The following is a 13,756-nucleotide window of genomic DNA, read 5'->3' as shown; positions in this document are numbered from 1 at the left end:
GCCCAAGATCGTACCTCAAAGCAGGTAACTGCGCTATGGGTAAAAAGCACAGAATTCTAGGGGGCTAGGGGCGGTAATTGCGAACGCGGTTAGCCGCATCCTGAGCAACTGCACTTCCTGTAATCTTGGCATAGTAATCCAGGGCTAAGATTACTTCTTTGTAATCGACCTTTTTCACGGTTCCAGTTAAAGCGTACTGCTCGCCACTAGGCAATATCCTGGTATTGCCTGCGGTTAAAACTTCTCCCGATGGGGCAATGCGAGTCAACTGCCAGTTTATCCCTTTCTCAATCCCTTGCCATAGTTCTTGCCGTAAGGTTTTCGCTTCGGGTTCCAGGTTCATGTAAAACAAGATGGCATGGCGGAGAGCAACGGCGTTATAGCTGCTATCGTATCCACCTCTTTCTAGAAAGAAGCCTTCACTAGACTGCTGTTGCAAAGCCATACGCGCAAAATTCTTCCCCAACGCGATCGCATCGTCGCGCCCCAGTGCCTTACCGACGAGATAATATGCATTGGCATCGATGAAGAGACGATTGGTGCCGCTTTTATCTTTTGATTGTAGAGTTGAACTTTGCTGGTTTAGCCAAGAGAGAGAATGGGATATGGGATCGAGCAGATTTTGCAAGCGCGATCGCAAGTTGGCAGTCTCCGGCGCAGTTTGGAACCATGTAGAATTCTTTGCCAGTAATAGGGTGTGACCGACATCATAAAAGAAGAAAGCTGTATCCTGAGCGCTGACTCCAGTAGAAAGGCTAAGAGGAGTAGTTTGGAAACTGCCGTCCTGTTGTTGGCGGTCGAAACCATACTCTAACACTTTTATGCTGGTATCAAGTAGAGTGATATCCTTAGTTAACAGACCATAAGCTAGTTGCTGACTGGAATGTCGCTGCAATCCAACAGAAATGTAACCTTGCTTATTTAAACCAACAGCACCAGTATTGCGATCGACATCAACAGAGCGCGAGTAGTAGCGCATGAGACTGGGATTCTCTGAAATTACTTGCCATTCTGAGGCTGAAGGCGTAGAGGAAGCAGAATTGACCGCAGCAGTTTGTGCTAATTCTCGACTGGGTTCCAACAGCTCGTCTCCTCCCACAATGCTATTAGAAGTACTTTGGAAAGTAGGTTCATCTTTAACCAAACCAGTTAGAGAGTCAATATATTTAAGCTGGGAAGCATCCAATTGGAGTTGTCGATCTGGTATGACATTAGAGCCGCGATCGGTCATATTTAGCTGTGACATATCCTCTGCTGCTGTCTCCAAACGATCGACGGTGCTAGCTAGCATAGTGTTGCCATCTAACCCTGAGATATTGCGATCGTGGAGATAGTTGGGAGGGGTGAGCGGATCTATCTCAGATAATGAGTTGATGATATTAGAAGGTAAGGCGCGATCGGGATTAAACATGGATTCTAAGGTAGATTAGCTTGTTAATATTGAGCCGACTGCTTATACCAATTCTTCAAAATCGAACTACATATCAATCTACGTACGGGCGAACGGCCGTTCGCCCCTCCAGCGATCTGTAATTTTACTTTAGAGAATTGGTATTATCTCTATTCAGACTTATGCACGGGCAGCACAGGTGGGGCAGGCAATGCCCACCTACTTACTACTCATCATTCACTGGCAACTTGTTACAGCGGTTTTCAGATGAAAACGAGAAGGGGGTTTGGGGGCGTTGCCCCCAAGAAGGGGTGGAACCCCTTCACCCCATCAATAAAACCCGTTCTCAATTGAAAAGTGCTATATGGCATTACTATTGTTTTGATTGGCGGGAGCAAGACTGCCTAACAGAAAACCGGCTGCACCTGAGGCGAATTCGCAGGTTTTCATAAACAACATGCCCATGCCAATAATAGGATTGCGAAATAGTTTGATTGGCTTAGAGAAAAATACCCAGTATCTCAAGAGTACTGAAGTTTGCTTAGAAAGCCTCGCTTTATTAGCAGTCCGATCGACGTACGACCGTAGGGTGTTGGCATAGTAAAATTTCTTCCAACAAACCCTGCGCAAACTCAGTTTCTGCTCGTTATGGTAGATCTTCTCTTTGATTCTGGCAATGCTACCTTTCCCATAGCGATATTCAAGGCGATTGGGCAGATCGTAGTCTTCGCTGCCAGTTTGATTCTCATCGTAGCCACCCAGTTCTTCATAAATCTCGCGGGTAAAAAATCTAGCTGCTTCCTGCCAGTCAATACCGCTGTAGAACGATCGCTCCAGTTTTTTGCATTGCGTCCAGAATCCTTCGCCAAATGATTCTTCGGGGATAATCAGGGCTTTGACGCGATCGTCAATAGAGATAGACTGCACGCAAGCTTTTACTACATCTTTGGTAAGTTCCATATCGCTATCAATAATTAGCAGATAATCGCCTTTCGACTGACGTACGCCAAAGTTTCTCTGAGCGCTCCTTTCGGGGCCTCGATTGTATACGTGCGGTGTATATTTCCTGGCGATTTCCTTTGTATTGTCCTTAGAGTTGTTATCTACAACTACTAGTTCGATGTGCTCGTAGCTTTGCTCTACGATCGACTTCAGGCATGCTTCTATGTAATTGGCAGAATTATAGGTCGGCACAATTACAGAAACTAATTTACTATCCATACAACTTTCCTTTTATAAGATGAACAACTCGTATCGTAACTATGCTGAATAATGCGGGATCTTTGACATCCTCATGCTCTGCTCCCTTGCTCCCTGTTTTCATCGTACAACCTATCGCTCCCTCTCCCTCCTGGTAGTTCTTTCCTTACTTTCGCGGTAAAAGGCGAAGGTGCGATCGGCTAGCATCTGCACGGTAGAATCGCCGGAAAGCTTGGAGTAATAGTTGAAAGCTACAATTAACGGAACATAATCGACTGTTTTCTTGCGCCGTAAGAATCTCTCACCACCAGTACGAATCCTGGTATTGCCAGTAGTTGCAAGCTCGCCACTAGGCAGGAAAAAGTTTTTTTGCCAAGCTACGCTTCGCTCGATTCCTTGCCACAGATCCTGTCTTAGCGAACTATTGGCATCGAGGTTAGTATATAAAATCAAAGCCTGTTGCAATGAGACTCCATTGTAGCTGGTGTCGTAACCTCTATTCTCAGGGAAAAAGCCTTCCTTGCTTTGTTGCTTCAAAGCCATACGCGCAAAGTTTTCGCCTATTTTTATCGCATCCGGTCTGCGCGTTGCCTTACCCACCAGATAGTAAGCTAGGGCATGGAAAAAGAGCCGATTCGTGGCACTGCGATCGTGTTTTTTGAGCGTGCCTTCCTGGGAGATTAACCAGTGCAAAGATTTAGTAGCGGGAGGAATGAGTTTATTCATGCGATCGCGCAAACCTTTTGTTTGAGAACTGCTTTGGAACCAGCTAGAATTTTGGGCAAGTAGAAAACTGCGCCCTAAATCTTGAAAGAAAAAGGAAACGCTACGTGGAATCCCTTCAGCCCCTTCTGGGAGAAAACTTGGGAAACTTCCGTCCGCGCTTTGTCGAGCGAAAGCGTACTCTAGGATCTTAATTCCAGTGTCGATTAAGCCCGTGTTCTTAGTTAGTATGCCATAGGCAATCGGTTTACTAGAGTGTCTTTGCATACCAACAGAAATAAAGATATCTCTATTCTCGTTAATTGCACCGTTGCGGCGATCGACATCTACTAATTGCACTTGGAAGTTTAGTAAGCCTGGATCGATCGCTGCAAGTACATCCCACTCAGAGGCTGTTGGAGCAGCCAAGGTTAAGGTCGAAGGGCTAAAAATTGGTAGCCCGCTGAGCGATACGCAAGCAAGTAGGGTAGCGAAGCATAACAAGATCGACTTGCTAAACCTGCCAAATAGTTTGTATCTAAAGGTTTTGTACATGATTTGCGATCGCGGACATATGTTTGTTGTCGAAGGTTTCTATTTGCTCGCGTCCTGCTTCAGTTTTTGCACTCCAGCAGCGTCGAGGAAGAGGACGATTGAACCAGGTAAACTCAAGATCCAGCCTAAAAGCGTAAATGTGAGAGATAGGGTAATAGCTTGCTCGGCACTAACACCAACGCGACCGAATAGGTAAACCCATAATCCTTCCTGAACGCCCAGTCCGCCGAAGGATATAGGTAAAAGGGTAACTACTATAGAGATGGGCGTAAAGATTAAAAGTTCCAGATAAGAGATGGAAATCTTTAATTGTTGGGCTAAAAGATATTGATAAAAGGGAACTGCAAGCTGGATTAATAGTGAAATCGCAATGGCGATCGCCATTGCGCGCCGATGCTGGACGAACTTTCTGAGAATAATTTGAATCTTGGCAATTCGAGCAACTATTCCACCCATACGTAGTTTTTGCAGCCAGGGTTCTGCCCAAATTAGCAGCCTGGGGCTGGCAATTAGGAGCGTTCCACCGGAAATTACGGAGGCGCATACGACAAAAAGTAGAATAATATCCCAGCGGCCAATAATCTTGAAGGCTAAGGGCAGTCCCAACAGCGCCAGCGCAAATATTGCGGCTAGTCCGGTAAATCTTTCCAAAAATACCGACGCGATCGCCACCTCAATATCCCCGATCTTTTGCGAAACCGTGTAGGAGCGATAGACATCTCCACCAAAGGAACCTGGCAGAAAGATACTGACGAACATACCTGCGAAATAGCTCGCTAGCAACCTACTAATCGACACGAAATGTCCCGTGGCTCGCAAAACAGTTTGCCAGCGCCAACAACTCAACCACTGACAGCCCGTGTAGTAGAGCAGAGCAAAGGCAACAAAAGGTAAAGAGAGATAATTAACTTGCGTCCATATCTGGGCCAAATCTACGCGGCTGAAGACAAAGGCGAGAATGCCCAGACTAACTGCCACTTTTAGCGCTACGACTGATTTCCGTTTCATTAAAATGCTCCTAAATCTTGACCCTGGTTGGGTTCGCGTGGCAACAAGCCATCTTCTTTCTGCCATAGGCGCAGGCGCACGCCAAACGTTTCCATAGCAGATTTGCCAATCGTGCGATAGTAATGGTAGAGTTTCGCTAACTCTGGCTCGTCGGGAGCTTTGCGGTCGTCCACTTGAATCCAGACTCGATTCGCTTTGGCGAGAATGCGGCTCATTTGGTCGATCGTCGTAACCGCCTCACCGCCAGCCCAGCGATCGATCAATCGACCGTCACTCAGATAAACGCCATCAAACCCTAACATCCCAGTCGGTGGCAAGTAGTAGTCCAGTCCGCCCAGATTGATAGCGGCAGCGGCGGGAAGATTCGCAAACACCACGTCTCCAGGTTGACGGCGATCGCGGATATACTCAAATACTTTGGGATTATGCCTGGACATGGCATCATGGTAGCTGTCCAGTACTCTAGCTGGCTCGATATTAAAGATTAGTAAGAGAGTAAGAAAACTCAAGGCGATCGCCTGCAATGGCACAATTCCAGCAAGCATGGCTTCTAAATTTTTACCCAGACTTGCCATTAAGCAAATGGCGCTATAGATCGATAGGATAATGAATAGGGGATAGATAGAATAGGAATATCTACTAGCATGAGCCAGCACCATCACGGTCAGAAGCACTAAATTCAGGAATACACAGCAAAATAGAAAGACTAACTTTTGATTCTTCTGCCTGATAAAATAAATAAACCCAAGGAAAAAGAACAAACTGTAAAGCGTATACAAGCGAGCCGAGCCAAAGAAGAAAGATCCGGTAAACCCAGTGAAGTCGCGCATATGGAATTTCATCTGAGTTTCAGTCGTATTCGTTAAGGCTACATAGGGAGTTAGGCATCGAATGAGGAAAAAGATTCCATTGTAGATGTATATACTCATGGTCATGAATGCCCCGATCGCTATGTGGCGATCGCTCTTCCAATCGAAAGGTCGATAGAAAAAGATAAACCCCAGCAAGAACCCCGGTATTAAGGTGATCGAAACCTCCTGGTTTAACAGTGCCGATGTAAAGGCAATGAAAAATCCGTATTGATATTTCTTGCCCGCTTTGTCGATGAATCCCTTACAGAAAAAATAAAATGCCAGCAGGTTTAAGCATTGCACGGTCTGATAAAAGCGGAAGTTTCTGGAGTTCCATAACTCCAAAGGATCGATCGCGAATACTGCCACGATTAGCAAAGCAAACCAAACTTTGCCCGTAATATGCCTAGTAAAGATAAATGCTACAGCTAGGAAAGCAACTCCCCACAACACGATCAGGAAGCGGGCTTTAGTGAAAGATTCTCCCACCAAAGCGAGCCAAATGGCAGACATGTAGTGAAAGAATGGTCCGCGCGTATACCAAATTTTAGAAGCTGGCTCCGGTGCGCCAGTACGCAAAATACCTCTGACTGCATCGAGTGAAGTATTCTCATCCGCATCGTAGGGGACAAAATTCAGATCTCGGGCGCGCAGGACAAATCCAACTGCGATAATTACAGCCAACACAACCCACTGTCCCCAAACTGGCCATTGCGATCGCAGCAATGACCACCAATCTTTGGGATGCCATTGCGAGCGTTTGGCGCGGATGCTAACAATAGCGATCGCGCCTAATACGGGCAAGGATATGGAGCCGATGGTTGCCAGCAAACCCATTCCTGCTAGCAGTCGGAGAGCTACAAATGCAGCTAGACCAAACAGGAACCACAATCCCCAACGTATCCGCAAAGCCTGCAACGGCGTTGCTATAGATGAACCATCCTGGGATTTCGTCCGAGCGATTAGTTTGAACTGACTCCATAGTAGAGTTAAAACTACAATTCCGATAAATCCCAACCATGTCAATGAGATACTCTGCGATCGCATGAATAGAATACCGCGTTCGGCTTCAGCATAGCGATGCTTCAGCAAACCAATTCCGATGAGAAATAACGTACCAGGTAACAACAGGGCGCTCCCAGCATTGAAACTATCCCACACACCCTGACGCTGAGACAGCCAGAAACGACCCAACCCCCATGCCCCAACTGCCGCACAAGCCATACTAGCTATCTGCCAAATACCTTGCTGCCCGATATAATTCGGGAAATTAACCAGGTAGGCATTACCCTCAAAATATCGCCTGAACTCATTGGAGTCTGGAGGTCGCAGTTCCACTACAGGTTGACCTGACCCCAAGCCTCTGTCCCAGCCAGCGATCGCCTTGTCCGTGCTACTCCAAGAGCTATCGGTTGCAACCTCAGCCGTAACGCGATTCGACGCTGTTTCTACCCAACCATCGAGGAAGAAGCCCAAACTCCCATTGCGCGTAGGGGAGCGAATGGAATCAATGGGACGGATAGCCTGCACCGAAATGGTATTATTACCGCTACGCAAAAAGTTGGTAACCTCAAACATGCGTAGGAGATTGCCATCGTCTTTACTGTATCGCCTAACTAGCAAACCATCGATTGTCAAGGCATACTCGCCATCTCCTGCAAACCGGATAAATGCTCGTTGTCGATCTTTGGGTACTTGCCAATTGCCTCTAAACCATATCTCTCCCTGCGGACTTTCGTTACCGACAATCCAGTTTCCCTGCAACTCGCGATCGTAGACATGGGAACTCGTGCGACTGTAGGTTGCTTCTGTTACAGTCCCAAGTAACTTAGCTTCCGCCCAATTTTGATCTGGGAAGTCACTTTCATACCACTGAAGATTGCCGCGATTTTCTGACACGGGCGACACTCGCCAGGTTGCTATACCAGTGGAAAGAGCGATCGGCGATACATTAGCGACAGAATATACCGCTCCTTCCAGCGCCAGACGGGGGCTAGGCCGTCCTTTTTGCAACTCTAAAGCGATGACGTTTTTGCCAGGTCGCAGATAATTAGTGAGATCGACGTAGGTAGTTAACTGCCAGTCTTTTGCATTGGCAAGCATGTGATTCCCTACACCCAGATCGACATAGCTCACGCTATCATTTAGATTTTGCCAAAGCTGAGAGGATTTCGTACCCAAGCTCAGAGGGAAACCAAGAACGCTCAACTCTAGATCGACAGTTTCCCCATTGACGTAGAGGATAAAGTCATTATCGGCTGAAAGCTTGAGCCAGGCAACCCGAGCATCTCCATTCAAGTAGAAGGTACTGCGAGCGTACATGCGAAAGCTCGATTCCTGCGGCTCAATCCACTGCACTTCGGGCGACCAGGATACACGTTCGATTGGAGATGGGAGTTTATGCCAAGTATAGAATCCCAGCATCCCCACTAAAAATCCCAGAACTAGAATCGTACCGATCGCTAGCCAGCGGCTGAGTTTGTTTGGTGCCTCCGTTGCAGTTATCATGGCTCTCCCTCTTCTTCCATACTATCCCATGTTTTAGGATCGGTAGATTGACGGAATTTCTTCCAGGCAAGTGCGGGATCGCCGTCCTTGTAAGTGATCCAAGCGGAGTGCAGATAGGCTTGCCCTAACAAAGAGAGATTGGGTAATTGAGCGTAACTCTCTGCTTCAATAATCTGTTTGGCAATTTTAGCCGATCGCTCTAATTCGCCGTTAACGAAACTCGCTAACATGAGATCGTACATAGCTTCAATATGATTTGGAAAAACCCGCAGCACTTGCTCGAAACGATCTATAGCAGATCCGGGTTTGCGAGTATTAGGGACTTCCGTGTTATAAGAGGTGTTGTAATATTGCACTGCCTGGTTCAGAATTGTCGTTGCTAGATATCCCCTCACCACAGCACGCCTGGGATTGAGTTCTAATGATTCTTGAAAAAATCCTTCTGCTCCAGCCAGATCTTTGAGGCGATAGCGTTCTACGCCTTTGGCAAAACTAATCAAACTTGGCTCTGGTTCATCACCGTAAAATCCTGCTTCAGCAATGCGTTTAAGGAATGTCTCATCAGTGTTCATTGGAGGAAAAAATGATGATACGATCCTGCTAACAACAAGTACCTGGTGATACTCTCCCCTTGCAAACATGGCATCTAGCTGATAGTTGACCATTCCAGGTAATAGAATCGAAATAACCAGAATTCCAAATCCTATGGCAAAACCTGGTAGAAATTTGGACATATCTCCCAGGAAAATTTGGAATGCTCCTTTGCCTGAACCACCTAACCCCAGGTAGAGCGCAGTCAGGCCAATCCCAAACCCCAAGCCAGACATCATCCATCCCCGTCCAATAAATGCCAGAAAAGAGCGAGAGTAGCCAAAACCCGACTTCCAAACACGATCCCACGATGAGAGTTGAAAAAAGCGGGCATTGCGAAATGGGAGGTCAAATGTTGTGGTGATGGGACTTGACGGTGTTAGTTGAATATTCTGCTTCCACTGCGCCTGTATCTGATTGGCATTCATCTTGACATGGGCAGTGACGCTGCCTTCTCGATCGTAAATAAATGCGGAGATGTAGTCTATCGTAGGCATCCAGGTGGTTACAAAGTAAGGGAAAAGCAGCGCGATCGTAAATCCACACCAGTAGGATAATCTATGGGCGCGACTAGATGGACTGGGTCGAAATATTAACATAAGGCTGAGGCAGACAAAGAAAGCAGATAGACCCCTACCTAAATGCGTGACGGATAGGTTTGTCTTAAAGGCATCGAGAGTTGTTGGCGGGAGTTGATACCACGGCTTAATAGCTCCGATCCCCAGCGCTAATGCAGCAGCAAGCAAGACTATGCGTTCTCTACTAAACCAGCTTAGCCAACGGAGAAGCAGGCCAAACACCAGAGATAACCTTCCATACTCAAGCTTTGATTCGTTTAGCATAAATTTGCCTTGCCATTACTTTATCATTACCAGGGTGGAGATGCTCCCAGAAACCGTCTCTTTAATACGGTCGCGGGGTTATACAGCTTGGCTAGAGAAGATTTGAGAGAGGTTTTACTGACCGCCGATCGCAACTTACACAAATCATTTTGGATTGCTATATGTTGTTTTATGTTGTTTGCTTATGTGAAATTGCTAACTTATCTCCAGGATTGAGCGCTCTGGGCGTAAGCACAACCCGATCGCCTTCAGCCAGACCTTCCAAGACTTCGCGTCGGTTGTTGACTGCTCGACCCAACTTGACTTTCTTGATCTGGGCGCGATCGTCGGCACCAGCTACCATCACCATGCCTTCGCCACTAGATAGGTGCGTCACTGCACTTTCTGGCACCATCAAGCTGGTTTTACCCTGACTGAATTGCGCAAATCCCTGCAAACCTGGCGGTACGGAAACACCCTGGACAGAAATCCACACAGAATAGGTATACTGGCGATCGCCTCCTACTTTACTCTTAGACGTGTTTGTAGCAACTGTAGGATTCACTTGCATTACCTTACCCTGGAAGGTCTGACCGGGATAAGCAACCAATCTCACAGTGGCGCGATCGCCTACTTTAATGGCATTCAATCTAGCTTGATCGACAAATGCCCTAAACACGATATCTTGAGATAATGTCAGTAGAGGATCTTTGCCCTTGGCATCGGCTAGTTCGCCAGCATGAATATTTGTTTGACTGACCAGGCCATCCATGCTGGCATAAATTACGGTTCTGCTCAAATCTCTCGCCGCTTGTTTCAGCCTGAGTTGCTGGGTCTCAAAATCTAGACGAGCTTTTTCAATTTCATTGCCAGCGGTTTTCTGGGTTAGCTCTAAATTTTGCCGTGCGGCCAGAACTTCTCTCTGCCGCTGAAGATTGAAGTCCTTAACATTATACTGGCTGTAGGTGTCAGTTAAATATCCGTTCTGTGCTTTTCTTAGATCTCTGAGGCGGGATGCATATTCATCTTGAGCATTATATAGTTGAAACTTACTAATCGCCCCTTCTCGGGTAAGCATTTCAATCTGCTCTAATTTCTTTTTGGAAGTATTTGCCAAACCCCTTGCTTCTTCAATATAGTTCTTGGACTGCTCCTCCACTGCCGCAGTAATTTCATGGGAATTACTCATCCTTGCTTGACTGGCATTCAATTCAGTTTCCATCTGCCTGAGTTTGATTGGCATGGAAATTTCTAGGGAGCGCAATCTGGCTTCTGCGATCGCCAGATCGTTTTTAGCTTCGTTGAGATTATCGATAAATGTCAATCGTTCGATTTGCATCAGAGGTTGACCTTTTTTGACTCTCTGTCCCTCAGTTACATAAACTTTCTCTACCGTGCCAGAGACCAGGGAGCGTACGTCTACTTGCTGTAGGCTCATGGACTCACCCGGAGCTGCGACACTATCTTCTACAGCATCATATTTGGCTATAGCAGTTTGCACTTCAATAGGTTGACCGATTGCCCTCTGCCAAGCGGGATAGCCGATGGAGGAACCATAAAACTTGGACTCAGGATTCCTCAGCGCTGGCAAAAGTACTGTAATAGATAGAATTGCCATCACACCTATAGGTGCTGCCACCAAAAAAGGAAAAATTGCCCGTGAGGGTAAGCGAATGCTAGTCATCTTTACACTGCCATTATTCTAAGTAAACTACATATAGCTATTAGGGATTAGCGCTTTAATAATGTACCAATCTTGAACCTAGCAATGATGCGTTATAGCGGTTTTCATTTGAGAACGGGTTTTATTTTTGGGGTGAAGGGGTTCCACCCCTTCTTGGGGGCAACGCCCCCAAACCCCCTACTCTTTCCGATCTGAAAACCGCTATACGGCTTTCGCCTAACACATCCTAGTGGTATTTTATTTGCGAGCAAATCCCTTAGCTTCCAGTTCTGGAAATTCTGCTGCGCTATCGACGCGATCGTCAGTTGTTCGGAATTCAACAATTCCAGTGTCGCTAAGGGCATCCATAAATACTCGTTCCCACATGGGTACGATACGTTCCCAACTAAAGCGAGTTTGTATATCCTCTAACCCTTTCAACCCCATTTCTGTAAAGATCTCGGGCTTTGCTAAAACATTCAAAATAGCTTGAGCTAGCGATCGAACATCTTTTTCTGGTACTAACTGACCTGTTTTACCAGAGACGATGACATCTGGTATGCCACCTACATTTGTCGCCACAACTGGCTTAGCATGGGCTAGTGCTTCAATTAGAACTACTCCCAAACCCTCAGTATCACCTTTACTATCCACGATCGCTGGCAGTACAAAAATATCGCAGTTGGCATATTCATCAGCCAGTTCCTCTTTACTTACAAATCCCAAGAAGCTAACCAAACGATCTAAACCTAGTTCGCGGGATTGCGATCGCAGCTCTGCTTCTAAGAAGCCCTTCCCAACAATGCGCAAACATATCTTTCTCTCTGCTAGTACCAGTGGTAAAGCGTCTAAAAGATACTTCAGTCCTTTGCGCTCGTCGAGTCTGCCCACGAATAACAAGCGCGCGGGATCGTCGGGATCGTGGAACGATCTATGCTTGACTGGTTTTGCTTCAATAGTCTGACCGTAGGGAATAATCTGTACAGATCCCGTAAAAATTTTGCGAATCAACTTATAAGTAAAAGAGGAGTTCGCAGTGATTCCCTTAGCCATTGGGAACAACCAGGCGAGCACTCTGGAGACAAACTTAAATTTGTTACTTAAGAGAAGTTCAGCCCCATGGCAACTAAATACAGCAGGGATACCGAGCAGCTTCATCGATGGCAGTGCCATCAAACCGTGCGGAAAAGGCCAATGAATTTGAAGTAGATCGGGTTTGCGGCGCAGACATAACCAGAATAATTGCACAGTTCCTAAGAGGATATAGAGTGCTGCCACTATCAGATAAAGAGGCTGCTTTTGCAATTTAGTTGGCGCGCCATCGCGCACGAGATTTTCAAACGGCTTCAGGCAATAACGAAAACGATAGATTGGAATACTGTCCAGGATGCGATCGGTACAACCCTCATAGGCAGGTGCAAACACGGCGAACTTCGCACCAGTGGACTGCAACCTTAAAATGGATTCGCGCACAAACGCACCATGATTTCCATCTACCGTTAGAGGGTAGACAGAACTAACAACAAGTATGTGCTTGTCTTTGAGATTCATAGATCGCCCTAAATAACAAGGTTTGCTAGTTTCCTAGAACACATAAACTTAGGATTATCCAGAAATCAGAATTTATTTAAAAAGTGACGCGCTTCGATCTGGGGATACTAACTGCCTGCTAAGTCCAATTGGAAGCCTTAACAACTCCTTAACCAAATCAATTCTTGACCGATTAAGTTAAGTGTCGAGACACTCGCAATATCTCTACACGATTTTGCGAACTCTAGAGAAGGACGAATTCTCTCGTTCGAAGGTTCCCTAGGTTTAGAAATTAGTTTTTCCACGCTGAAATCACCCGTACGCTAATGGTTTTTACTACCTACTATTCTTCTAATGACCTTGCGATCGAGCTTAGATTTAAATTACTGATAGCAAAAAATCATTAGATTGTTTTGCTTAATAGACTACAAAAATCAATAATTTCCACGATCTCAACTGATTTTGTCGGTCGATCGAATTTTAATTCGATCGCTTAAATCTCCAAACCCAAACAGGATAGTCGATCTGGGCAGAAACTGAATAAGCTTTTAGTTATTTCGCAGCAGTAATAATTGCCATTGCGTGGCGATCGCTTGGTTGACAAATTCGTATTTTCATGGAAATGTATCGAGTGGTACCGACATGGATTAAGAATCCTGGGTAGTCTATGACGGAATTGTCAGCTATCTTAATGTTTCTGACAGATTTCAAGCTCCAGCGTAGGTTTGGTATGTCTGGTATCGTGTTTAGTACTGCAATGCCTTTCCTGTAGATTGGCTTCTTAAACCTACGAAAATGTCCGTCCTCCACCAACATTTTGTATTGCGCTTGTATTGCAATCGTGTAAAAACTAGATGAGGTTATCAAATAGTCCAAAATTTAGTCCAACAATTTGAATAGGGGTGTACTTCAGAACCTATTCAGCTTGCAACTAAGG

8 protein-coding genes are annotated in these 13,756 nt (G+C 46.0%); all 8 read right to left on the bottom strand.

Going from position 1 to position 13,756, the window contains the following annotated elements:
• Positions 1-64: 64 nt before the first annotated feature.
• Positions 65-1,411, bottom strand: a complete 1,347-nt coding sequence (locus PSE6802_RS0125880; RefSeq protein WP_019502922.1) for a hypothetical protein — start codon at positions 1,409-1,411, stop codon at positions 65-67.
• A gap of 339 nt (positions 1,412-1,750) precedes the next feature.
• Positions 1,751-2,611, bottom strand: coding sequence for a glycosyltransferase family 2 protein (locus PSE6802_RS30390; RefSeq protein WP_019502921.1), 861 nt, complete (start codon positions 2,609-2,611; stop codon positions 1,751-1,753).
• Positions 2,612-2,722: 111 nt separating this feature from the next.
• Positions 2,723-3,721, bottom strand: coding sequence for a hypothetical protein (locus PSE6802_RS0125870; RefSeq protein WP_156815659.1), 999 nt, complete (start codon positions 3,719-3,721; stop codon positions 2,723-2,725).
• 165 nt (positions 3,722-3,886) lie between these two features.
• A complete protein-coding gene (locus PSE6802_RS0125865; protein ID WP_019502919.1) occupies positions 3,887-4,855 on the bottom strand; it encodes a lysylphosphatidylglycerol synthase transmembrane domain-containing protein in 969 nt (322 codons plus the stop codon).
• Positions 4,855-8,214, bottom strand: coding sequence for an ArnT family glycosyltransferase (locus PSE6802_RS0125860; RefSeq protein WP_019502918.1), 3,360 nt, complete (start codon positions 8,212-8,214; stop codon positions 4,855-4,857). Before PSE6802_RS0125860 ends, PSE6802_RS0125865 begins: the two co-directional genes overlap by 1 nt.
• Positions 8,211-9,647 (bottom strand): tetratricopeptide repeat protein, encoded by a 1,437-nt coding sequence (locus PSE6802_RS0125855; protein ID WP_019502917.1) that lies wholly within the window; start codon positions 9,645-9,647, stop codon positions 8,211-8,213. Before PSE6802_RS0125855 ends, PSE6802_RS0125860 begins: the two co-directional genes overlap by 4 nt.
• Positions 9,648-9,816: 169 nt before the next feature.
• On the bottom strand, positions 9,817-11,310 hold the full coding sequence (locus PSE6802_RS0125850; protein ID WP_019502916.1) for an efflux RND transporter periplasmic adaptor subunit: 1,494 nt from the start codon (positions 11,308-11,310) through the stop codon (positions 9,817-9,819).
• A gap of 237 nt (positions 11,311-11,547) precedes the next feature.
• Entirely contained in the window at positions 11,548-12,840 is a 1,293-nt protein-coding gene (locus PSE6802_RS0125845) for a glycosyltransferase family 4 protein (RefSeq protein WP_019502915.1), read from the bottom strand.
• Positions 12,841-13,756: the final 916 nt, after the last annotated feature.

Origin of the sequence: Pseudanabaena sp. PCC 6802 (assembly GCF_000332175.1) — a bacterium.
Lineage (GTDB): Bacteria > Cyanobacteriota > Cyanobacteriia > Pseudanabaenales > Pseudanabaenaceae > PCC-6802.
The sequence above is the reverse complement of the archived record's forward strand: the minus strand, read 5'-3'. Positions and strand labels throughout refer to the sequence as shown.

Bases quoted from the DNA above. Each gene is read 5' to 3' on its own strand.
- PSE6802_RS0125845 (WP_019502915.1), bottom strand. From the start codon at position 12,840: ATGAATCTCAAAGACAAGCACATACTTGTTGTTAGTTCTGTCTACCCT.
- PSE6802_RS0125855 (WP_019502917.1), bottom strand. From the start codon at position 9,647: ATGCTAAACGAATCAAAGCTTGAGTATGGAAGGTTATCTCTGGTGTTT.
- PSE6802_RS0125850 (WP_019502916.1), bottom strand. From the start codon at position 11,310: ATGACTAGCATTCGCTTACCCTCACGGGCAATTTTTCCTTTTTTGGTG.
- PSE6802_RS0125880 (WP_019502922.1), bottom strand. From the start codon at position 1,411: ATGTTTAATCCCGATCGCGCCTTACCTTCTAATATCATCAACTCATTA.
- PSE6802_RS0125860 (WP_019502918.1), bottom strand. From the start codon at position 8,214: ATGATAACTGCAACGGAGGCACCAAACAAACTCAGCCGCTGGCTAGCG.
- PSE6802_RS30390 (WP_019502921.1), bottom strand. From the start codon at position 2,611: ATGGATAGTAAATTAGTTTCTGTAATTGTGCCGACCTATAATTCTGCC.
- PSE6802_RS0125865 (WP_019502919.1), bottom strand. From the start codon at position 4,855: ATGAAACGGAAATCAGTCGTAGCGCTAAAAGTGGCAGTTAGTCTGGGC.